Source organism: Dyadobacter sp. HNCC25DJ185 (assembly GCF_056895195.1).
In genome coordinates this window covers 317816-339307 of sequence record NZ_JBXHAR010000002.1, presented here as the reverse complement: position 1 = coordinate 339307, position 21492 = coordinate 317816, and the positions used below count along the sequence as shown (strand labels likewise).

The following is a 21492-nucleotide window of genomic DNA, read 5'->3' as shown; positions in this document are numbered from 1 at the left end:
CCTATTAATCTTTTCACCTTTTAACCCTTTTCCAGAAGGTATGCTTCTAATTGTTGACGACGATCTTGCCATCCGTACTTCCCTCGCTTTGCTTTTGAAAAATGAGGGATTTACGGTAAAAGGCGCTGGATCGCCAGAGGATACCTTTGAAATACTAAGGACAACAACGCCGGAACTGATCCTGCTGGACTTAAATTTTTCCATCGAGACCTCGGGAGAGGAGGGAATGCATTTGCTCCAGCGCATTAAGAAATTCAATCCCGCAATTCCGGTGATCCTGATTACCGGTTGGGGGACTATCGATCTGGCGGTGAAGGGGATGAAGGAAGGAGCCATCGACTTTATCACCAAACCCTGGCAGAACAGCTATTTGCTGCAATCCATTCGTACAATACTCAACCTGGCCTCGCAAACACCGCAATCTGCGAACAGGCGGAAACTGGAACAGCAGTATCATTTCGAAAATATTGTGGGACAGGACCCGAAACTGCTGGATATCCTCGAAACTGTGGGCCGGGTGTCTTCAACCGACGCCCCGGTGTTGATTACAGGCGAAAGCGGAACTGGAAAAGAACTTATTGCCGAAGCGATACATTCCAATAGCAAACGCAGGTCCCGGCCTTTTGTGAAGGTGAATCTGGGAGGGATATCTTCCACTTTATTCGAAAGTGAATTGTTCGGCCACGTTCGGGGTGCGTTTACCGACGCCAAGTCCGACCGGATGGGCCGTTTTGAAATGGCACATAAAGGTTCTATTTTTCTGGATGAGATCGGGGAGTTGGATCTTTCCAGCCAGGTTAAGTTGCTCCGGGTATTGCAGGAGAGAACGTTTGAGCCATTGGGCAGCAGCAAAAGCCGGACGGTGGATGTGCGGGTAATATGCGCTACCAACCGGAACCTGGAAGAAATGGTGGCAAATGGTAGCTTTCGGGAGGACCTGTACTATCGCATTAACCTGATCACGGTGAAGCTTCCTTCGTTGCGGGAACGGCCGGGCGATATTCCGCTCTTGTCCGAGTTTTTTGTCAATAACCTCAAAGCCATTTATCAGCGCCCCAACCTGCAGCTAAGTCCGGCAGCATTGAAATGGTTGAAAACGTTGTCGCTGCAAGGCAATATCCGGCAGTTGAAAAACCTGGTCGAAAGAACCGTATTGTTGTCGTCGAAGGACATGCTGGATATCGCCGATTTTCAAAGGAACCTCACATTGGGCTCCCCGGTACCAGCATCGAAAAACCTGCCGGAAGTAGGAACGATCACACTGGAAGAAATGGAGTTCCAGATGATTACCAGGGCCATGCAGTTTCATCAGAACAAAGTGAGCAAGGTTGCGCGCTCGCTTGGTATTACACGTTTTGCGCTTTACAGGCGGCTGGACAAATATGGCATCTCTTATGAATCGGAGGAAGCATGACGCTATCTACAAAGACCAGGTATACTCTTTACATATCGCTCCTGCATTTGGTACTGGTGTTTCTGGTTTATAAAATCCTGTTTCAGGACAAAGCCCTTTTTATTGGCTCAGAGGTATTCCTGCTGCTTTCCGCTACTGCTTCCATTCAACTTTACCGAAATTTTATGCAACCTATCCAATTTGTAAGATCCGGTATTGAAGCTATCAAAGACAAGGATTTTTCGATCAAGTTTGTGCCTACCGGCAAAGGCGAGGTCGATTCGCTGATCGAGGTCTATAATTTGATGATCGACCAGCTCCGGGAAGAGCGAACGAAATTACAGGAACAGCATTTCTTTCTTGAAAAACTCATTGAAGCATCGCCCATTGCAATCATTATCCTCGATTTCGACGAGAATATTGCCTCAGTGAACCTCAAAGCCAGGGAGCAATTCAGAAATGAAAGCGGTTGGCTGGTGGGAAGGAAATTGGAAGAAACCGGCTTTCCTTTGCTTGCCGAGCTGACTGGGATGCAGGACGGAGAGGCGAGGATTGTTAAAACCAATGGGGCGGTTACCTTTAAAGTGCAGCGTTCGCATTTCATGGACCAGGGCTTCAGCCGTTCATTCCTGATGATCGAGGAACTAACCAGCGAGATCATGGAATCGGAGAAAAATGCATATGGAAAGGTGATCCGGATGATGGCCCATGAAGTGAATAATACGCTGGGTGCGACGGACTCTATTTTGCAGACAACAAGTCACGTGCTTTCCAATACAGACTTTAGCGACATCCGGGAAGCGTTACAGGTTGCCTCTGAACGCAATCAGCGGCTGACCGTTTTCATGCGCAATTTTGCCGACGTAGTGCGCCTGCCTCTGCCGACAAGCTCAGAAACGGATATCATTACGCTCATCAAGGATGTAGTGGTATTTATGGAACCTGCAGCTTCCCAGCAGGGCGTCTCAATCTGCATGTCGTTGCCGGGAGGAATCATAACCAGGAATTTGGACAGGGGACAGATGGAACATGTGCTGGTTAACGTGATCAAGAACGCCATCGAGGCCTGTGCAGAAGGGAACCAAATTGTTCTGGAAGCGTCGGAGCATACGATTGTGATCAGGAATAATGGAAGGCCGATTAACCCGGAAACAGGTGTTAAGCTGTTTAATCCTTTTTTTAGCACCAAGCCCGACGGTCAGGGAATAGGCTTGACGTTAACCAGGGAAATTCTGACCAATCACGGGTTTGGTTTCTCTTTACAAACAGGAGCTGACGGCTGGACAGCTTTTACTATTGAAATGAGTGCCTGAATGTCATTTTCGCCATTTGCGGACCTGAATGGCAAAAGCATTTGCAGGGTTGACGACCATCAGTTGGTTCAGGTCTTTTTCCGTAAATCCCTTTGTTTTTAAAAGCGGAATGAGCTTTTCTGATATGGTCGTGAAACCCCTGAATTCGCCGCCATTTGGTTCTCCTGGGCGGTACCAACCTGCGTCGTGAGAGACAAGCACCTGATTTAACAGGCCGTTTGTGCGAAGGAAAAGGATCAATTCGGCGGTTTTGGCCAGGCTATCGTCGCTCACCCCGTCCAGACTTATCCAACAGCCGCTTTGTGCATTGCTCAACATTTCTTCGTGGGTACCATTTGCATGCACCCACACAAACGCTTTGGGATTAACTCCCATTTTTTTCAGGATTTCAATTTCTTGTTTCGCTGGAAGCGCAGGCCCCGTATGGGAACAAATGGTCAGGCCGGTTTGCAGATGCGTCAGCGCGGCGGCAGTTACCAGCTTTTGGTGCAAAGGAGAAAGTTGGCCGCTGTTGACACCCGTTTTGATAAAACCGGGTTTGATATCGGTACCGTCGATCCCGTTTCTGAATTCGCTGATCCATCTTTTGGAAAGCTGTTCGGCTGTTTCGGTAAAAGCCCATGCAGGGAGGTACTTGTTATCAGAAGCACCGTAGTAGCCGGTATTTGTCAAGATATTTAATCCCGATTGTTCAGACAGTTTTCGTAGCAAACGCACGTCGCGCCCAATGAATGCAGGTGTGCATTCCATGATGCTTTTGATACCCATTTTTCTGATTTCCAGCAGGTAAGGCAGTACTTTCTTGATCACGTCGCCATGGTTCCAACGATCGGAAGTAATGTGATCCGCTCCAATAAAGTCGACAAGAACGTGCTCATGAATGAGGCATGGACCCAGAGCGGCGGTATTTATTCTTCCTTTGACAGAGTACGTGACGGGCTGTTCAAAACTGATTTTTGGCAGAAAAAGTGAGGTTGCGGTGCAGATCTGCAGGAATTTTCTGCGGGAAAAACCCCGGTACACAGCTTGTCTGGAATCGTTGCACATGCGGAAAAAGGACTTTTGACATCAATAGCTCCTTCCATACGTCATATCACGAAGGCCTTATTCAATGATAATAAATGGAGTCGGACTGAACGATATGATAAAAATGATCAGCGCACAAATGCCCAGAATCACACGGGGCGTATCTAACGGCACGTCTTCTTCCGTTTCTGGATGGCGAATTCCCAGGAACCTGCCAAGGATAAACACAAAAGGCAAAAATCCGGTTGACCCCTGCCATTCAGGCCGAATGTAGGAAACTGCAAACTGCAGCACGACAATGATCAGACTGATCATCAGAGCCGTAGCGGGATTGTCGCTCACTCTTTTGAAGCAGATATACAGAAAGTAGATATAGATCGCCAGATAAAAGAACCTTTCATAAAATACCGCGTTGCTGCCCGTCGCGAACGAGTCCGTACGGAATAAGCCCAGCCCCGCATAAAAAGCAAAAATCCCGAAAAGCACCGGTGCGATCACATTAAATTTCTTCTTACCGATCAGTCCGTAAAGGATATGGCCGCCGTCTAACTGTCCGATCGGAATTAAGTTCAGAGATGTGAAGAACAATGCAAGATACCCCGCGAAAATATACGGATAGTGAATGATCTCATAAGGGTGAGGGAGACGGGCAGGATCAGCAACGTAATTTTTAAAAAGCCAAAACAGGATGTTATCTCCGAGAACCAGGTTTCCCGAAGCCTTTTCGTAAACAAACTGCGCATAATCCAGACCGTAGCGGGCATAATCCGGATGGACTTTAAAAATGTACTCAGGGGGTGGCAAATGTGTAAATCCATAAAAAAGTACCACAAGCGCAGCGATAAAACCTGCCAGCGGCCCGGCAATACCAATATCGAAAAATTTGAGGCGTGACTTTACGACGGACTTAATCCGGATAAAGGCACCCATTGTGCCAATGCTTTGCGATATCCCAAACCACAATGGGATATAATAAGGAAGCGTCACTTTCACGCGGTGGTATTTCGCGACGAAATAATGGCCGAATTCGTGAATCGTTAAAATAGCCAGGAAGGGGATCGAAAAGTGAAATCCCTGAACAAACTGGTACCAACCCATGAATTTTGTGTTCTCAGGAAGTTCCGCGCTTTCACTGCTTCCGCCAAGGAAAACAACAAAGTCATAGATGAACGAAAAGATGTTGCCGAACATCCATTCTGCACCAGCCATGGTCGTAGTGATTACGGTTACCACAAAAAGGAGCGCCTGAATGAGGTAAGTGCGCGTGTTAGACTGCATAGTCTTTCAGATATTCCAGGATGGTGACCGGTTTTTGAACGTGGATCGCATCAATCCCTATCGATGAGGCTGCCTGGATGTTGTCGTAATTATCGTCCAGAAACAAAGTTTCCTCCGCTTCAAGACCTGCCTCTTCGAGTACTTTCTGATAGATTTTCACATCCGGTTTCATCAGGCCCATTTCGTAGGAGAGGAATACCTTTTCGAAAAGATCATGCAGTTTTTTGATGCCTGTAGAAGCTTCAAGGATTTTGTTAACCTGTGTAATATGGATTGAGCTGGTATTACTCAGCAGGAATATGCGGTATTTTTCGGATAGCTTTTTGAGCAGCTCCACACGCTCGGGCGGCAAATCAAGAAGCAGGCTGTTCCATGCCGTATCAATCGCTTCATCGGACAGATCCGAGAAATCGAGTATCTCCCGAACGAAGTCCCTGAAACCATTTTCGTCCAATTTGCCAGTTTCGAACTGTCGAAAAAGGTCGTTTTCTTTAAATATGGTCAGGATTTCGCTTTGCTCTTTTCCGCTCAACTCGGCAAATGATTTAGATGCTACCGGAACGTCAATGTTGAGGATTACATCACCCAGGTCAAAGATGATGTTTTTGATTTGCGTGTTTTTCATGACAGGTTATTCAACAACAACACCCATTGCGCAGAACTTTTCAATGCGCTGGTCAATCCGGTCTTGCTCTGAAATAGCAGTAAGTTCAGTGATATTTTCAAGTATTACCTTTTTCAATTCTTCAGCCATCCATTTGTGATCGAGATGCGCACCCCCCAGCGGTTCTGCGATAATACCGTCGATAAGGTTGTTCTTCTTCATATCCTTGGCTGTAATTTTCATTGCTTCGGCTGCCTGCTCTTTAAAATCCCAGCTTCTCCACAGGATTGCGGAGCAGTTTTCAGGAGAAATCACAGAATACCAGGTATTTTCGAGCATGAGTACGCGGTCGCCGATCGCTATGCCCAGTGCGCCCCCGGAGGCTCCTTCGCCAATGACAATACAGATCACCGGCACTTTCAGCATAAACATTTCTTTAAGGTTCCTGGCGATGGCCTCGCCCTGTCCGCGCTCTTCTGCCTCCATGCCGGGAAATGCGCCCGGTGTGTCGATCAGGGTAACAATAGGTTTGTTGAACTTTTCGGCCAGTTTCATCAGGCGTAGTGCCTTACGGTAACCTTCAGGATTGGGCATCCCGAAATTTCTGTGCTGCCTTTGCTTCGTGTTTCGTCCTTTCTGCTGTCCGATCAGCATAAACGATTGGCCTCCCACATTGGCCAAACCGCCAATGATAGCCGGATCGTCGCGCACCTGGCGGTCGCCGTGCAACTCGATAAACTCGTCACAGATCAGTTCGATATAGTCCAATGTATACGGACGATCGGGATGACGCGAGAGCTGTACACGCTGCCAGCGCGTAAGGTTCTCAAATATTTCTTTTCGAAGATTTGTAATATTATTTTCCAGTAAGGAAATGGCATCGGAAAAATCTACATTGTTTTCCTTTGCTAATGTTTTCATTTCTTCGAGCTTGCGTTCGAGCTCGGACATAGGTTTTTCGAAATCCAGGTATGTTCTCATATTCAGGTTCTTGTGGTTTGGCTAGCGGGTCTTAAAGTTCATAGGTGCGACCCCTCTCCGGTATTTCTACAGATTTATAGCCTAGTTTTTCAATAATACTTTGGAGCTCAGCCATACTCTGCTGCTCCCCATGAACTAGGAAAACCCCTTTCAGTTTTTCCGGGTCCTGCATCCCGACAAATTTAACCAGGTCACTTTGGTCTCCGTGGCCGCTAAATACGTCAATTTTTTCAATATTAGCCAAGACGGGCAATTGCTTTCCGCGGATAGAAATCGTATCCTGCCCGTTTAGCAGCCGCCATCCCAGTGTTCCCTCAGAGGCATAACCGATCATAAGAATGGTTGCATAGGGATTGCCTATGTTTGCTTCCACATGCTGCTCTACCCGTCCTCCTTGTACCATTCCAGAAGAGGATATAATGATACACGGTTCATTATAATTGGAAACCGCGCGGCTGGCATCAGAACTTTCCAGGTAAATCAGGTTTTCAAAATCGAAAAGCATATCGTTATCCTCCTGAAAATTGCGTGCCTCTTTGTTCAGAAGTCTTACATGACGCTGGTAAACTTTGGTGCTGCTGTGGGCTAACGGGCTGTCCGAGAACACTTTGATATATGGAAACGATTTGTCCATGTAAAGCTTGTTCAAAGTATAGAGCAATGCCTGGGTCCGCCCGACGCTGAAAGAGGGGATAATCAGGCGTCCCGGAATGTCAATGCAGGTCCGACGGATCACATCGGCCAGCGCATCTACCGGCAGGTCCTTACTTTCGTGCAGGCGGTTGCCGTAAGTTGATTCGCAAATCAGATAATCGACCTGTGGGATTTCCTGAGGATCGATCAAGAGAGGATAATTTTTCCGGCCGATGTCACCAGAAAAGCATAGCCTTTTTTTCTGACCTTCCTCATAAACTTCCACGACAATGTGGGCTGCACCAAGCAAATGTCCGGCGGCATAAAATGTAACGGTAACATTATCGGCAATGCGATATCTCTGCGCAAATGAAACCGGGACAAAGTTTTCCATGGCTTCCAGCACGTGTTTTTCCACAAAGTAGTCTCTCGGCACTTCTTTTGCTTTTTTGCCACGTTTCTTGCCTGAAGCGCCGTTCCGGGCATTCAGGCGTTTTTGATGCAGATTTGCGGCATCCTTTAGCAGCAGCGAAGTCAGCGCAAGGGTAGGCTCTGTACAAACCACCCGGCCTTCAAATCCCTCTTTGTATAAATTAGGGATATTGCCTGAATGATCAATGTGTGCGTGTGTTAAAAGTACGGTGTTGATTAAGCTTGGTTCAAAGGGAAAGACACCCTTTTGTTCTTCATATCTGGTCCTTTTACCAATCTCGTCCAAGTCAAAGTCAGAGCCGCAATCAATCAGTATTCGGTAATCATCTGATTCCAGGAGAAACATGCTACCTGTAACTTGCTGTGCAGCTCCCCAAAATGTCAATTTCATATATTAAAAGGGGTGTGAATATTATATTGGGGTTTCTCTCTCAGCGGGAGAAAGCAATATGACTATGTTATCCTGTTATTGCAAACAGCGAATCAAATGCCTAATATCTAACAAAAGTACCAAAAAAGAGCGTGAGATTTGGACATTCCTTATTAGTTTAGATTCCGGTATCCCTGTTTTCGCCTCATCCAGATACCTTTGTGAACGTTTATGAGATTTTATCTATTCTTTTTTTTAATATTTTTCTTTCAAAAGGGGTTTCCCCAAACCATCGACAGCACTGCACTTAACAGCCTTCGTGACGCTGTTCTGGAACTGCAGAATAGCGAAATGATGAGGAGCGGCTCACTTGGCGTCAGCGTGAAATCGGTCAAAGAAAAAGGCTTTGTGTTTGGTTTCAATCAGGAGCGCTCTTTGCCTTCCGCGTCGACCTTGAAGCTGGTTTCCACGGCGACTGCTTTGTCAGTGTTTGGCGGAGATTACAAATTTCAGACTTTTCTTGAATATGACGGTTCAATCAGGGGGGATACCTTGGTTGGCAATTTATTCATCCGCGGAACCGGTGACCCTTCCCTGGGCAGCGACAGATTTACCGGATACTTGAAATCCAATGAGTTGTTATACAGATGGACGGCGGCCGTGAAGAAAGCAGGTATCAAATACATCAAAGGTAAGGTACTGGCCGACGCGTCATTTTTTGATAGTGGCACAGTGGCCAGCACCTGGATCTGGGGTGATATTGGCAATTATTATGGTGCTGGTGTTCAGGGACTTAACTTTAATGAAAATTTATATAAGATCAAATTCAAGCCGGGTACCGAACCGGGAGATCCGGCGGGTTTTCTGGGAATTGAGCCTGATATACCTTATTTGTCATTTGTCAATCAGGTTTCGACCGGGGAAAGAGGGTCGGGGGACAAAACCATCGTTTATAGCAGCCCATTTGGAAACAATGTCGTTCTTACCGGGACAGTCCCTGCGGGCGTGGCGACGTTTATAGTAAAGGGTTCCATTCCCAACCCGGCCGAGTATGTGGCGTTTGCGCTTAAAAGAAACCTGACCGTTGCATCCGTATTGGTAATGGAAGAGATTTTACCATCAAAAATCACCAATGCAATAAACCCGACCACCAAAGTGGTCCTGGACGAATACAAGTCTCCGCCATTGCGCGACTTATGTCAGCAGGCAAATTATTGGAGTATTAATCTTTTCGCTGATACATTTTTCAAGCAAGCCGGAAAAAGACTGTCTGGTAAGTCGGACTATGACAATGCCGCTTTGGCAGTCACTGCATTTTGGGCGGGAAAAGGTGCGGACCTGAGGGGATTTTACATCAAGGACGGAAGCGGGCTCTCCCCGTCGGGGGCGATCACGGCCAATAGCTTGACGGATATCCTAAATCTGGCAAATGCAGATGCGAGTTTCAGCGATTTTTACAAAAGCATCGCCGTGCTTGGGCAGAATGGGACCGTGCGGAACCTGGGGAAAGGGAGCAGAGCGGCAGGCAATATGCATGTCAAAAGCGGTTCTATCGAAGGTACCCGGGCATTTGCGGGATATGCTACATCCAAGTCCGGTGCTTTATTGAGTTTTACGGTTATTGCAAATAAGTATATGCCTGGAAGCCAGCGTCTTGTATCGGATGAACTGGTCAGGTTAATGACCTTGATAGCGCAATTATAACCTTCATTGAATAGCTTTGCATTGTTTTTTAGGTTTTTAGAAATTAAAATTGCTTTACAGCAACCCAATAGAAATTCCTGTTATGATTAAAACTGACGTTTGTGTTATTTACTATGGCAAGCCTTATCAAACCATTATTTCGATCCTCACACTCCTGAAATTCAGTCGCCAGCACATCAATAAAATATACATTACGGTTGAAAAACGTCAGCCTTTCGACAAGTTCGGGGATGTGTACCAGGTGATTAATGCGATCCGCCCGCTTATTGAAATTGATTTGTACTATCCCAAATACTTTTATAACCTGGGTGGCCTGGATTACGACCGTACCCGCACGGATTCGGAGTACCGTTGGCAAATCCCGTATCAATATGCTTTGGACAATGCAACTTGCGATTACCTTTTTATCATGCACAATGATATGGTTTTCCATAAAGATATGATTGGGGATATGCTTCCGGTGATTACGGGCGACGATCAGATCGCAGGAACGGGTTCTATTGGTCAGTGTTGGTCGTGCCCTGGATTTTCCGCCGGCGTGTGCCATGGTTCAAAATACCATGAATTCATCCCCACCTATGAAGAAGCATTGGAGCTTCACGAAAGATTTGATACGCCACGCAAAGAAAAGGACATCGAAGTGATCGAGACGGGGCGTCACTACCCGATGCCTGAGTGCCGCCTTAATGAATATGCCTGTATGATAGACCTGGCCATTTATCGCAGGCAGACATTGCCAAAAGGCGATAACGTGTGTTTTGGAGGTAACTGGGGCTTTACGGCCGATTTAGGCACCGGCTGGTTTTACCAGATGGTGAACCAGGGCTTCAAGTTTAAACATTTTGTTTTGGAAGACTATGCGCTGCATTCGGCTTTCAATCCGGTCGGGCAGGGGATACATGCTTACTCCAAGCAGGATAACTACAATCTGAGCGAGGATAATGCTTTGAAATACCTGAAAGAAAACTTCAATACGGATGCATCTCTGGATTTTACCTATAAAATGTTGGCCAGACTACGGACAGTTTACGGGAAACTGGGGCAAAAGCGCGATCTGTACGAGCATAAAGTAAAAAAAGCGATTAATCTGATAGTCAGTCGATAACATTTTTGACAGAAAACCGGAAGTGCCTAACACCCCGGTTTTCTGCTGCAGAAAGCAATGTTACTGCACGACTTTCTCAATGATAAAATTGTGATTGGTATAGATGCAAAGGTCTGCAGCTACTGTTAATCCTTCCCGTACCATTTCTTCTGCTGTTAAATGCCCCGCATGTTTTTTAAGTGCCTGGGCAGCCGATAACGCATAATTTCCTCCTGACCCAATCGCGGCAATCCCATTTTCGGGTTCCAGCACATCCCCGGTACCGGAAATGACCAATATTTCGTCTTTGCTGGCTGTAATCATCATGGCTTCGAGCTTTCGAAGGTAACGGTCTGTCCTCCAATCTTTTGCCAATTCGATAGCCGCGCGTTTCATATTGCCGCCGTATGCATTCAGTTTTTCTTCAAATTTTTCCAGGAGCGTAAATGCGTCGGCTGTTGATCCGGCGAAGCCTGCCAATATTTTTCCTCCCGACAAAACCCTGATCTTTCTTACGTTGCCCTTCGCAACCGTATTGCCCATTGTTGCCTGTCCGTCCGCACCTAGTGACACGCTTCCGTTGTGAAGTACGCCAAGAACAGTGGTTGCATGTATTTTTTCCATGAAGTGGTTATCCTGATTAAAATTATAAAGCGCGTTTAAAACAAAAGTGCCAGGCTGAAAACCTGACACTTTGTATGTTTTGTCTAAAATTGGTTAGTTCTTCAATAGAATGGCTAAAATTGCATCCTGTGTTGCCGCAATTTTACTGACATTGGTATCAAGCGTGTCAAAACGGACATCCATTTTATCCAATCGGTTTTCGACGCTGTCAAAACGAACATCCATTTTATCCAATCGATTTTCAATGTTATTAAAACGACCGTCCATCTTGTCAAGTCGAACCTCAATCTGATCAATCCGGCGTTCGATTTTGCCAATCTCGTCGGACATGGCCATTTGACCTTTCAGCAAGAAAGTATATCATCACTTTGTTTTTCGACAATGCGGCCGATATTTAAAACCAAATGCGTCAAATTATCGACTTTCTTCTCCATAACATCAAACCTGACAATGAACTCGGCAAGAACCGGCCCAATTTGATCTAACTCTGGCTAGGTGTCATGGTGTGTGAATTTAAAAATGGGCGTTTAAATCTTAAGAACTTAAACGAGCATACTCATAGGCTCTTCCAGCAGCTTCTTGACTGTCAAAAGGAACTGAGCGGCAGTCGCACCATCCACGACGCGGTGATCGGCCGAAAGCGTTACCTTCATGATGTTGGTCGGGTACACCGTTCCGTCTTCTTTGAAAGCAGCTACTTTTTTAATACCACCCACTGCCAGGATGCAGGAATCCGGCGGGTTAATAATGGCTGTGAATTCGTCCACACCGAACATTCCCAGATTTGAAACAGAGAAAGTATTCCCTTCCCAATCCTTAGGCTGCAACTTTTTGTCCTTCGCTTTTCCTGCCAGGTCTTTCACTTCGCCAGAAATCACAGACATCGTTTTTTTATCCGCATCGCGGATAACGGGAACCAGCAAACCTTCGTCCACTGCAACTGCAACCCCAATATTTACATAATTATATTTCCGGATTTTATCTCCCAACCAGGCCGAATTGACGGCAGGATGTTGTTTCAATGCCAGCGCACAGGCTTTGATCACCATATCATTGAATGATATTTTGGCAGGGCTAACCTCGTTGAGCTGCGGACGGAGCGACATTGCTTTATCCATCACGATTTCCATGGTCACATAGAAATGCGGAGCTGTAAATAAGCTTTCGCTCAACCGGCGCGCGATGGTTTTGCGCATTTGGGAGATTGGCGTATCTACAAAGTCGCCAGTGGCAGGAGCACTTGTAGCCGCAGGTTCAGTAGCTTTTGGCGCGGGAGCCGACGTTGGGGCCGGTACTTCAGCAGGCGTAGCAGCTTTCGCAGCGGGTTTAAACTCATCAACGTCACGTTTGATGATCCTTCCATTTTCACCAGTGCCTTCAACTTCGTTTAGCTTAATCCCTTTTTCGTCTGCCAGGCGTTTCGCTAATGGAGAGGCTTTGATACGATCGCCCGAATCTGCCACAGAAACCGGTTTCTCGTTGCCATTCAAATTTTCAGCAGATGTTGTACTTTCAGCTGGAGCAGTGTTTTCTGATTCCTGCGCGCCTTCACCATTTTCTCTGGCAATCAGTGCTTCTACATTCGCACCTTCTTCACCAATTACGGCAATGATGGCATCAACAGGAACAGATTCCCCTTCTTTAATGCCGATAAAAAGCAAAGTGCCATCCTCATAAGCTTCCAATTCCATGGTCGCTTTATCGGTCTCGACTTCGGCCAGTATATCTCCTGATTTTACTTTATCTCCAACCTTTTTCTGCCATGAAACCAGCGTACCTTCTTCCATGGTATCGCTCATTTTCGGCATACGAACGACAGCAGCGTTGATTTTCTCAGTGGGTGCAGCAGGTTTTTTGGCAGCAGGTTGAGGAGTAGCGGTTTCAACAGGCGCTGGTTTTGCTTCTTCCTTGGCGGGCGCGGGCGCCGCGCTTCCATTCGAAGCAGCCCCGTTGCCTACACCGTTGCCGCCGTCCAAGAGTGCCTTATAGTCTTCACCCTGGGCGCCAACGATGGCCATAATCCCGTTGATGGGCACAGCGTCACCTTTGTTTACACCGACATAAAGAAGCGTACCGTCATAATAAGATTCCAGGTCCATAGTCGCTTTGTCGGTTTCGACTTCTGCGATGATTTCACCGGATTTTATTGTATCACCTACTTTTTTGTGCCATTCTGCGATAACACCTTCTTCCATGGTGTCGCTCATTTTGGGCATACGAATTACTTCTGCCATATCGCTCGTTAAGGTATTTTAGTTTCTTGGTCTGAAATTAGAATTACGTCAAAATTACAACAAAAGGTGAATACCTCAGGCCTTTCATATCATAAAATTGACCAAATCGAATGTTTTAGCGGGAGGGTAAACGGTGCGGTATTTTTCACGATATATCTATTCCGGAAATTGCCTGGCCGATTCCACTTGGGCGTCAACCCATTTGTTTAAAGCACTTTCACCCGTTAAAGGTGTCATTCTCAAAGTCCTGAAAAAATTTTTCGCGACTTTTAACCGCTTTCTGAATGTGTAGGAGGTTTCACCGAGCGTATTGCCGTTTCGTTTTACAGATATGCCGGTGCATTTGAGGCTGGTCTTTGCGATAGCGCCAATGAGATAGGGGCCGTAGGGAAGAAATCCCAATAGTCTTCGAGCTGCGTTATTTTTTATCAGAAAAAACAAACCTGCGTTCCTCGGGACCCTGCCTCCCGAGAACCATGAAACAAGTGATTTGAAAACAAGAGAGGTGAGCAAACGGCCCGTGGATTCGTAGCTGCCGTTTCTTTTCGCGAAAACTACGTCTTCGTCTTTTCCTAGTGCCTGAACCATTTCGGGCAGGAATTCCGGTTCGTCCTGCAAATCTGCATCCATACAGGCTATGATCTCACCTTTGGCAAATGACATGCCGAGAAGAAGCGCACTGCTTTGGCCGAGGTTCTGTCGCAGGTTGATGACTTGAAATGGGGAAGTTTTTGGAAGGGATTCAAGTATCAATGCAGAATCGTCAGGAGAATGATCATTCACATAGATGATATCCAGGTCCCAGTTTTCCCGGGTTGCAACGCTCCCAATTCGTTCGTGCAGCGCAACAAGCGTTTTAGCACTCTTATAGACGGGTACCACGATGCTGATCCTGGTCATCAATAGCCTTTTTGATAATTCACAACGTGGAGTAATTCCTTTCCGGAGAGATAGCGCTTCAGATTTTCCTCAAATAACGCCTGCCAGCGAAATGCAGGTCCTTCCAGGCTTCTGCCGACATGTGGACTGACGATGATGCGGGGCTCTTCCCAGATCGGATGGTTGCCGGGAAGAGGTTCCGTTTCAAAAACATCCAGGGCAGCGCCCGCTATTTTACCTGCCCGTACTATCTCCAAAAGGGCATGATCGTCCAGGGTGCCCCCACGCCCAATGTTCACGACGAAAGCAGATTCCGGCAATTTTTGAAGTTCTTCTTTTCCGATAAAATGGAATGTATCGGGTGTTTTGGGAAGACAAAGGATCAACGCGTCTGTATCAGGCAGTTGGTTCTTCCAGTGCCTGGACCCGTATACGTTAAAACCTCCGTCGGACGAATCGCCCGTTTGATTTCTAATACCTGCCACTTTTCCGCCCATGGCTTGAATGAGCCGCGCAATTTCCTGCCCGAGGCTTCCCCATCCTGCAATGAGGCACCTACTGCCATGTAGCGTGGGTAGTCTGTGACGTCTCCAGGTTTTTCCGGTCTGTTCATCCCTTAATAAGTGCAGGGAACGAAAAAGACTCAGTAGCAGTGCCAATGTATGTTCTGCCAGTTCAGCGTCATAAATTCCTTTGACACAGGTGAGTATGATATTTTTGTCAAGCAGTGCCTGCTTTTGTTGCAAAATGAGATCAACTCCGACAGAATTGGATTGCATCCACCGAAGCTTTTCGGCATAAGGTAAACTCTGAAGAAAAAACCGGTTCCCTAACACGATCTCTGCGTGAGGGATCAGCATCTGGGCTTCCTCCTGCGTTGAGGCCCATCTGATTTCGTGGTTTGCAGCGATTTCCTGTAATTTTTTTAGATGATCCGGTACCGGTTCGTACATTAAAAGGATCATACATAATGCGGATTGGTGGTCCAGCTTTCAACCTGCTGTTTGAATTGCTGGTAATCGGATTCAATTTCTGCTTCTGACCTGGAAAGTGCTTCCCGATAGGCTTTCCTGATGCTTTGAACGATCAATTCCATGCTGTAATTCCGAATGTCATTCATAAAAGACCTTCGCAAAAAGCTGAAATTAATCCCCAGTCGGGCATATTCGTTAATGAGATATTTGCTGGCGATGGGCTTGCCATTGGGAGGATAGGTGACGCCGCCTGCACCTAGGGGTATACTGAATTGCTTCCTGACATTCCTGACAGTGTCATTCATCAGCGGTACAAAAATATTCCTGCTATTTTGCTGGATGTGCAGGTCGTTCAGGCCGATATAAGCCCTTTTCAGTGGTAACGCTGCAAGCTCTGCCAGGCAGTCAAGCGCAGGTACCGTTTCAATCAAAATATTTAAAGCGACGCGTTTTCCAATCAGATTATAAGTTTGCCTAACTTCTTCTGCCGAGCGGACCATCGGCAAAAAGATCTCATCTGCCCCGGCCCCGATCGCGAGTTCTATTTCATACAAAGTGTGTTCCGGTGAAAAACCGTTGATCCGGCAAATCAGCCTGCCTTCCGGAAGCACTTCCCGGACACGGCATAAGTCCTCATAAGAATCGTAATTGATCTGGGTGTCAAACCGGTCTTGCCGGGTCTTTTTCCCCTGATTTTCCCAATCTATGATAATTCCGTCTACACCTGCCATGATAGCGCTGCGTGCAATCAGAGGATTGTTGGAGAATAGAAAAAGTTGAAAATCATTGGAATTCGGTAAAGTGTGATTCATAGATTCCTCGTTTTTTTGGCGACCACGAGACAACTGGTTCCAAAGGGTATTTTGTTTTGATTTCTAATGGCCGTGATTTCCCAACGTAGCAGTTGCCTTAGAAAACGGGAAGCAAAAGGCCTCCCCGCCATGTGCTCGTTTTTTTTCTTTCCGGGAGAATTTTTCTTTTTGATACCGAGCTTGTTGGGCAACACCCTCATCAGCCACATAGGCAACCAGACCAACGAAAAAAAATAGGTTTTGTAAGTTACTTCAAACCCGGCTCCTTCGAGAATGTTGGTCAGCCCATCCAGGGTATAACGCCGAAAATGGCCAAGCTGCTCGTCATTATCAGACCATAGACTCCCAAAAGCAGGCACTGTTAGCATCACCAACCCGTTGATTTCCAGTAGTCCGTTGATTCGTTCCAGGAAAAGGTTATCGTCCTTGATATGTTCCAGGACGTCAAAAAAGCCTGCTGCGGGTAACGTACCTTCTACTTTTGTAACATAATCTTCCAGCGTGCTGTGGATTGTTTTCCGGATACCTCTTTTCTGGGAATTTTGGATGCCCGAAAGGTAGGGTTCGATCAAGGTTACTTCATAGCCAGCATTTTGCATGGCCAGCGCCGTAATTCCGTTACCCCCTCCGATATCGTAAAATTCCCGCGGAAATTGGTTCGCCTTCATGGCTTCCACGAGGCAGTCGTTTCGGTGCTGATACCAGAAAGACATGTCCTCCATTTCGAAACAAACCGTGTTCCCATCGTCGGGATAAGAGACAATCCAGTTTTCCCTGTTGTCGACCATTATATTTTTTCCCCAGTGATGATTTGAAAAGGCAAAAAGGTATTCAGTCCCGGTAGTTTCTCAAGTACCCTTTCGGTTTTCTGTCCGACTGGCGTATTGGCCAGGAAAGGGGGGTAAAATCCGAAACGTTTGATTTTCAGGTTTTTCCACCCTGCATATTCCATTGCCCCGAAAAGTTTGCTTTTGGTCATATCGGCTACCCCTTTGTCGCCCTGCCATGACATTCCCGGAGTGAGCGCGATCTGCAGGTAGTAGAGGGGGTTGTACGCATTGGGTTCCAGGAATACCAATTTTGCGCCGGGCTTCGCAATGCGGTACATCGCCTGGAAGCAGGCTGCCAGATTATGAAAATGGTGAAGTGCCATAAAGCCCATCACCACATCGAATTGTTCGTTTAGTTCCTCGGGAGCGTCGAGTATGTCAGCCGCATGCAGCTTGACGGGGAATTTGTTGTCGTTATGGACTAAAAGCTGCTGTAATAAAAAAGGGGATAAGTCGAGGCCCTCCACTTTGTAACCCTGGGCGAGGAAATTGAGCGTATACTTGCCCATGCCGCAGGCCACATCAATAATCCTGTCGCTTTTTTTGATGCCTGCGAAGTCGATCACTTCCCTGACGTGCCTCCGGACGTACGGAGAGTAAACGGGAATCATGGTCTTCTTGATCTTATGCCCAAAATAGTCGAGCTGCTGATTGTTATGGAACCGAATATTGGAAACTACAATACTCATGGATGAAAGCGGTTAGTTTCTTTTTGCAATCAATATAAAATAAATTGAAATGACTCGCAATAAATGAATTACAGAATTATCTAGCGTCCCCGGAAATGAGCGACCGTTTAATTAGCTGATTTACAGAACTGCGTATAGCGTAACGTGCCAGATTGCCGATTCGAAGTCGGCGATTTTACGCAGACCGGATTTTTCCGGGTGTGCAATCGTTTCTGCGGAGAGAATATAACGGCAGGACAAGTCTTTCAACGCAACAGAAGATAAAACGATGTCGCGTTCAGGTGGTGTCATGTCTTTGGTCATGGTCGTATTGAAATAGCCGATCTTTTGGTCATAGACAATGATGCATTGACTTCCCCAATAATCGAAAAAGCCCTTGTTCGTGGCATCTTTTTCCAGTTCCTGAGCAATAATTTTTCTAAATGCGGACTTGTAAGTGCGCGGGTAATTGCTTGAATAACCGTCAATTGTCCAGAATCCATTGTATTGAGCAACAGCAGGAGGGATTCCAATGCTTGCTACACGATAAGATGAGATGGGCTTATTCATGTAGTCCCTGATTTTCCTGAAAAGATCTTCCGCGTAATAGTCTTTATAAGTGAAAATATAATGATAGGGCTGTATATGGACCCATTTTTTGAAAAATCTTTCATAATAAGTAGGCTGGTAGGCAAAACAAACTGCCATTTGCAACGCAAAAACTGCGGATATGATCTGCCTCTTATGGGTATTACCTAATAACAGAATCGCCTGAGCAGCAGCCAAATGCCACAAAAGTTGTAGGAAAATATGAAAACGTTCCAGGCTATACATCCTCAGTAAATCGGATTTGTTCCTGAGATTAACTACCGGTTCCCATTGAAGGCTCGCAATGTACAGGCATATCAGGGTGATGAAAGCGATTGTAGCTGCCAGACCGTAGGGGAGTCTTTTGTTTTTTATGGTATGGAAGCAAAAAACCAGCAGTGTGAACGGTAACAGGACAAACGTATGCAGCGAGAGTGCCACATCTACATTGCCTAGGAGAAAATACCTGACAAAAATCTTAAAACAAATACCGATAGGGGCAGGAAAACGGAGCATGTCTATCCGGTGGGAGACGAATCCTTTTCCTGCCAAAAGATTCTCCATTAAATCCAGCTTGGTAAGCAGGAACACCGATAAAAGAACCGCGAACGCAAGGAGTAAACGAGGGACAAATTGCTTTTTGATCACATCGTACACGATCAGAACCAACAACGCAAAGAGGATGAACACGCCCGCAGATTGGAAATTGGATGTGAACGGGAAAAAGGCTACAATCAGCCAGTCCCAGCTCTTATTCTTGTTCCTCCGGATGTTTAAGACCGCAAACAGCAGCAAAGGTTGTCCCGCAATGCTCAGGCCCCACGTGGGCAGAAACGGCGTAAAGGCGAAGGAAAGTGCCAAAAAAGCAGAAGAGAGCCTGTCTAGACCGAGATGGTGGCGGCATAAGAGCCACATACCAGCCAAAGCTACAAGGCTAATGACCAGAATGAGTGACTGATACGCATAAAAAGTGGGCAGAATCAGGTTAAGCCAATAATAAAAATGGGAGGTGCTCACCAATGTAAACTTGGGGACCCCATTCATAAAAGGCTCTACGATAGCGGAAGATGGCGCCCATGCATAGCCGTTTTGGGTAACGATCCTGTGCCATACGACGTAGGAGTCCAGCGAATCGAAAGCGTTGAAGAAGGCCTTTTGCCCTAACAGCAGATTGGGCAAATGATAAAGGCAAAATACAAGCGTTACACCGATGACGTGAAACTGCCCGTATTTTGCCTTCATATGCAAAAATCTAGTTGATTTTAAGAACAGCCATAAATGCTTCCTGAGGTATTTCGACGTTGCCTACCTGGCGCATTCTTTTCTTACCCTTTTTCTGTTTTTCAAGCAGCTTGCGTTTACGGGAAATATCACCTCCGTAACACTTCGCCAAAACGTCTTTTCGCATGGCCTTCACGGTTTCCCTGGCAATGATCTTTTGTCCGATGGCCGCCTGGATGGCAATCTCGAACATCTGGCGAGGTATCAGCTCGCGCAACTTTTCACAAAGCTTTTTGCCCCATTCGTAGGATTTCGAACGGTGTACAATAGCCGACAAAGCATCAACGGGCTCGCCGTTCAGCATCACGTCCAGTTTTACCATATCGGATTCCTGATAGCCCGCCAGCTCGTAATCCAATGAGGCATAACCTCTTGAAATGGTTTTAAGCCTGTCAAAAAAGTCGAAAACAACCTCAGCCAACGGGATTTTGAACTGTAACTCCACACGCTCGGAAGTGAGATAAACCTGATTTTTAAGTATCCCTCTTTTGTCCATGCACAAGTTCAGGATCGGGCCAATGTAATCCGACTTTGTAATGATCTGTGCATTGATATAGGGTTCTTCGATTGTTTTAATGACGGTAGGGTCGGGCATTTCCGAAGGTGCGCTGATGTTAAGCAACTTATCCTTTGTAGTGAGCACCCTGAACTGTACAGACGGTACGGTTGTGATGACCGTCATATCAAACTCGCGTTCTAACCTCTCCTGGACGATCTCCATGTGCAGCATCCCAAGGAAGCCGCAGCGGAAGCCGAAGCCAAGTGCTGCGGATGTCTCCGGTTCCCAGACCAGTGCCGCGTCGTTCAACTGCAGTTTTTCCATGGCCTCACGCAGTTCTTCGAATTCGCTGGTGTCGACCGGATAAATACCGGCAAAAACCATGGGTTTCACTTCAGAAAAACCCACGATAGCCTCACTGGCAGGACGATCAATATGTGTAAAAGTGTCGCCAACCTTCACTTCCTTGGCAACTTTAATTCCTGAAATAAGATAACCCACATCACCGCACTCCACAACCTGCTTCGGGATTTGGGCTAACCCCAGGGTCCCAATTTCGTCGGCAATGTATTCTTTGCCTGTCGCCATGAATTTGACGCGGTCGCCTTTTCTGATGGTCCCGTTTTTGACACGGAATATGACTTCGATGCCCCGGTACGAATTAAAGGCTGAATCGAATATCAAAGCTTGTAAAGGCGCTTTCGGATCGCCCACCGGCGCAGGTATACGCTCTACGATCGCATTGAGGATGTCTTCAATGCCAATTCCTTCTTTTCCGCTGGCGGGTATAATGTCTTCTCTTTTGCAATCCAGCAACTCTACCATTTCGTCCTTGATCTCTTCGGGCATGGCCCCGGGCAGGTCAATTTTATTGAGGACCGGAATAATGACGAGATCATGGTTGATCGCAAGGTATAGATTGGAAATGGTCTGTGCTTCTGTGCCTTGTGATGCATCTACCAGTAAAAGAGCACCTTCGCAGGCTGCAATGGAACGGGATACTTCGTACGAGAAATCGACGTGACCCGGGGTATCAATCAGGTTGAGTGTGTATTCTTCGCCTTGGTAAAGATACGTCATCTGGATCGCGTGGCTCTTGATCGTGATGCCGCGCTCGCGTTCCAGGTCCATGTTGTCCAATAGCTGGGCCTGCATTTCACGCTGGGTAACCGTTTTTGTGAATTCCAGCAGGCGGTCCGCCAAAGTACTTTTACCGTGGTCAATATGGGCAATAATGCAAAAATTACGGATTTTCTTCATGAAGTAGTGACTAATCAAATGCCTT

At 46.6% G+C, this 21492-nt stretch carries 19 protein-coding genes; 4 read left to right on the top strand and 15 right to left on the bottom strand.

From position 1 onward, the window contains the following. Positions 1-40 precede the first annotated feature (40 nt). Both AC1XUF_RS06780 and AC1XUF_RS06775 read left to right on the top strand, forming a co-directional pair. Positions 41-1414, top strand: a complete 1374-nt coding sequence (locus AC1XUF_RS06780) for a sigma-54-dependent transcriptional regulator (protein ID WP_483340917.1) — start codon at positions 41-43, stop codon at positions 1412-1414. Further along, a complete protein-coding gene (locus AC1XUF_RS06775) occupies positions 1411-2706 on the top strand; it encodes a sensor histidine kinase (protein WP_483340915.1) in 1296 nt (431 codons plus the stop codon). The genes AC1XUF_RS06780 and AC1XUF_RS06775 overlap by 4 nt, the downstream gene beginning before the upstream one ends. A 3-nt stretch (positions 2707-2709) precedes the next feature. Here the strand turns inward: AC1XUF_RS06775 and AC1XUF_RS06770 are convergent, their stop codons facing one another. The 5 genes from AC1XUF_RS06770 to AC1XUF_RS06750 are packed head-to-tail and all read right to left on the bottom strand — an operon-like array spanning position 2710 to position 8051. Next, a complete protein-coding gene (locus tag AC1XUF_RS06770; RefSeq protein ID WP_483340914.1) occupies positions 2710-3753 on the bottom strand; it encodes a phosphotriesterase family protein in 1044 nt (347 codons plus the stop codon). 57 nt (positions 3754-3810) lie between these two features. Beyond that, complete coding sequence (locus AC1XUF_RS06765) at positions 3811-5010, bottom strand: site-2 protease family protein (RefSeq protein ID WP_483340913.1); 1200 nt, start codon at positions 5008-5010, stop codon at positions 3811-3813. After that, a complete protein-coding gene (locus AC1XUF_RS06760) occupies positions 5000-5635 on the bottom strand; it encodes an HAD family hydrolase (RefSeq protein WP_483340912.1) in 636 nt (211 codons plus the stop codon). The genes AC1XUF_RS06765 and AC1XUF_RS06760 overlap by 11 nt, the downstream gene beginning before the upstream one ends. Positions 5636-5641: 6 nt before the next feature. Next, positions 5642-6595: an acetyl-CoA carboxylase carboxyltransferase subunit alpha gene (locus tag AC1XUF_RS06755; protein WP_483340911.1), complete on the bottom strand. Its 954-nt coding sequence runs from the start codon at positions 6593-6595 to the stop codon at positions 5642-5644. Between the two features lie 31 nt (positions 6596-6626). Next, positions 6627-8051, bottom strand: coding sequence for an MBL fold metallo-hydrolase RNA specificity domain-containing protein (locus AC1XUF_RS06750; protein WP_483340910.1), 1425 nt, complete (start codon positions 8049-8051; stop codon positions 6627-6629). 210 nt (positions 8052-8261) lie between these two features. On the opposite strand from AC1XUF_RS06750, the gene dacB reads away from it, so the two are divergent. Further along, positions 8262-9734: a D-alanyl-D-alanine carboxypeptidase/D-alanyl-D-alanine endopeptidase gene (gene dacB / locus AC1XUF_RS06745; protein WP_483340909.1), complete on the top strand. Its 1473-nt coding sequence runs from the start codon at positions 8262-8264 to the stop codon at positions 9732-9734. 82 nt (positions 9735-9816) lie between these two features. Beyond that, positions 9817-10839, top strand: a complete 1023-nt coding sequence (locus AC1XUF_RS06740; protein WP_483340908.1) for a hypothetical protein — start codon at positions 9817-9819, stop codon at positions 10837-10839. 60 nt (positions 10840-10899) lie between these two features. Here AC1XUF_RS06740 and hslV read toward each other — a convergent pair whose 3' ends face one another. The 10 genes from hslV to lepA all read right to left on the bottom strand — a co-directional run bounded on the left by hslV (position 10900) and on the right by lepA (position 21467). Further along, positions 10900-11442, bottom strand: coding sequence for an ATP-dependent protease subunit HslV (gene hslV / locus AC1XUF_RS06735; protein WP_483340907.1), 543 nt, complete (start codon positions 11440-11442; stop codon positions 10900-10902). 93 nt (positions 11443-11535) lie between these two features. Further along, on the bottom strand, positions 11536-11772 hold the full coding sequence (locus tag AC1XUF_RS06730) for a hypothetical protein (RefSeq protein ID WP_483340906.1): 237 nt from the start codon (positions 11770-11772) through the stop codon (positions 11536-11538). Positions 11773-11984: 212 nt separating this feature from the next. Beyond that, entirely contained in the window at positions 11985-13676 is a 1692-nt protein-coding gene (locus AC1XUF_RS06725) for a pyruvate dehydrogenase complex dihydrolipoamide acetyltransferase (protein WP_483340905.1), read from the bottom strand. A gap of 156 nt (positions 13677-13832) precedes the next feature. Continuing rightward, positions 13833-14576 (bottom strand): glycosyltransferase family 2 protein, encoded by a 744-nt coding sequence (locus tag AC1XUF_RS06720; RefSeq protein WP_483340904.1) that lies wholly within the window; start codon positions 14574-14576, stop codon positions 13833-13835. Next, on the bottom strand, positions 14576-15520 hold the full coding sequence (locus AC1XUF_RS06715) for a D-2-hydroxyacid dehydrogenase (RefSeq protein WP_483340903.1): 945 nt from the start codon (positions 15518-15520) through the stop codon (positions 14576-14578). The genes AC1XUF_RS06720 and AC1XUF_RS06715 overlap by 1 nt, the downstream gene beginning before the upstream one ends. Then, positions 15517-16341 carry an aldolase/citrate lyase family protein gene (locus tag AC1XUF_RS06710; protein ID WP_483340902.1) on the bottom strand — a complete coding sequence of 275 codons (825 nt, stop codon included), beginning with the start codon at positions 16339-16341 and terminating at the stop codon, positions 15517-15519. Before AC1XUF_RS06710 ends, AC1XUF_RS06715 begins: the two co-directional genes overlap by 4 nt. Beyond that, complete coding sequence (locus AC1XUF_RS06705) at positions 16338-17129, bottom strand: class I SAM-dependent methyltransferase (protein ID WP_483340901.1); 792 nt, start codon at positions 17127-17129, stop codon at positions 16338-16340. The genes AC1XUF_RS06710 and AC1XUF_RS06705 overlap by 4 nt, the downstream gene beginning before the upstream one ends. Further along, positions 17129-17860 (bottom strand): class I SAM-dependent methyltransferase, encoded by a 732-nt coding sequence (locus AC1XUF_RS06700; protein WP_483340900.1) that lies wholly within the window; start codon positions 17858-17860, stop codon positions 17129-17131. Before AC1XUF_RS06700 ends, AC1XUF_RS06705 begins: the two co-directional genes overlap by 1 nt. Positions 17861-17980: 120 nt before the next feature. Beyond that, the gene (locus tag AC1XUF_RS06695; RefSeq protein ID WP_483340899.1) at positions 17981-19669 is read right to left on the bottom strand and encodes a DUF6044 family protein; all 1689 of its coding nucleotides are present in this window, start codon (positions 19667-19669) and stop codon (positions 17981-17983) included. Between the two features lie 10 nt (positions 19670-19679). After that, positions 19680-21467 (bottom strand): translation elongation factor 4, encoded by a 1788-nt coding sequence (gene lepA / locus AC1XUF_RS06690; protein ID WP_483340898.1) that lies wholly within the window; start codon positions 21465-21467, stop codon positions 19680-19682. Positions 21468-21492 lie beyond the last annotated feature (25 nt).

What these genes read in the sequence shown, in the direction of transcription:
- AC1XUF_RS06765 (WP_483340913.1), bottom strand. Translation starts at nt 5,010, where the DNA reads ATGCAGTCTAACACGCGCACTTACCTCATTCAGGCGCTCCTTTTTGTG.
- AC1XUF_RS06730 (WP_483340906.1), bottom strand. Translation starts at nt 11,772, where the DNA reads ATGTCCGACGAGATTGGCAAAATCGAACGCCGGATTGATCAGATTGAG.
- AC1XUF_RS06740 (WP_483340908.1), top strand. Translation starts at nt 9,817, where the DNA reads ATGATTAAAACTGACGTTTGTGTTATTTACTATGGCAAGCCTTATCAA.
- AC1XUF_RS06700 (WP_483340900.1), bottom strand. Translation starts at nt 17,860, where the DNA reads ATGAGTATTGTAGTTTCCAATATTCGGTTCCATAACAATCAGCAGCTC.
- AC1XUF_RS06715 (WP_483340903.1), bottom strand. Translation starts at nt 15,520, where the DNA reads ATGATCCTTTTAATGTACGAACCGGTACCGGATCATCTAAAAAAATTA.
- lepA (WP_483340898.1), bottom strand. Translation starts at nt 21,467, where the DNA reads ATGAAGAAAATCCGTAATTTTTGCATTATTGCCCATATTGACCACGGT.
- AC1XUF_RS06705 (WP_483340901.1), bottom strand. Translation starts at nt 17,129, where the DNA reads ATGGTCGACAACAGGGAAAACTGGATTGTCTCTTATCCCGACGATGGG.
- AC1XUF_RS06750 (WP_483340910.1), bottom strand. Translation starts at nt 8,051, where the DNA reads ATGAAATTGACATTTTGGGGAGCTGCACAGCAAGTTACAGGTAGCATG.
- AC1XUF_RS06695 (WP_483340899.1), bottom strand. Translation starts at nt 19,669, where the DNA reads ATGAAGGCAAAATACGGGCAGTTTCACGTCATCGGTGTAACGCTTGTA.
- AC1XUF_RS06775 (WP_483340915.1), top strand. Translation starts at nt 1,411, where the DNA reads ATGACGCTATCTACAAAGACCAGGTATACTCTTTACATATCGCTCCTG.
- AC1XUF_RS06770 (WP_483340914.1), bottom strand. Translation starts at nt 3,753, where the DNA reads ATGTGCAACGATTCCAGACAAGCTGTGTACCGGGGTTTTTCCCGCAGA.
- hslV (WP_483340907.1), bottom strand. Translation starts at nt 11,442, where the DNA reads ATGGAAAAAATACATGCAACCACTGTTCTTGGCGTACTTCACAACGGA.
- AC1XUF_RS06710 (WP_483340902.1), bottom strand. Translation starts at nt 16,341, where the DNA reads ATGAATCACACTTTACCGAATTCCAATGATTTTCAACTTTTTCTATTC.
- AC1XUF_RS06780 (WP_483340917.1), top strand. Translation starts at nt 41, where the DNA reads ATGCTTCTAATTGTTGACGACGATCTTGCCATCCGTACTTCCCTCGCT.
- AC1XUF_RS06720 (WP_483340904.1), bottom strand. Translation starts at nt 14,576, where the DNA reads ATGACCAGGATCAGCATCGTGGTACCCGTCTATAAGAGTGCTAAAACG.
- dacB (WP_483340909.1), top strand. Translation starts at nt 8,262, where the DNA reads ATGAGATTTTATCTATTCTTTTTTTTAATATTTTTCTTTCAAAAGGGG.
- AC1XUF_RS06760 (WP_483340912.1), bottom strand. Translation starts at nt 5,635, where the DNA reads ATGAAAAACACGCAAATCAAAAACATCATCTTTGACCTGGGTGATGTA.
- AC1XUF_RS06725 (WP_483340905.1), bottom strand. Translation starts at nt 13,676, where the DNA reads ATGGCAGAAGTAATTCGTATGCCCAAAATGAGCGACACCATGGAAGAA.
- AC1XUF_RS06755 (WP_483340911.1), bottom strand. Translation starts at nt 6,595, where the DNA reads ATGAGAACATACCTGGATTTCGAAAAACCTATGTCCGAGCTCGAACGC.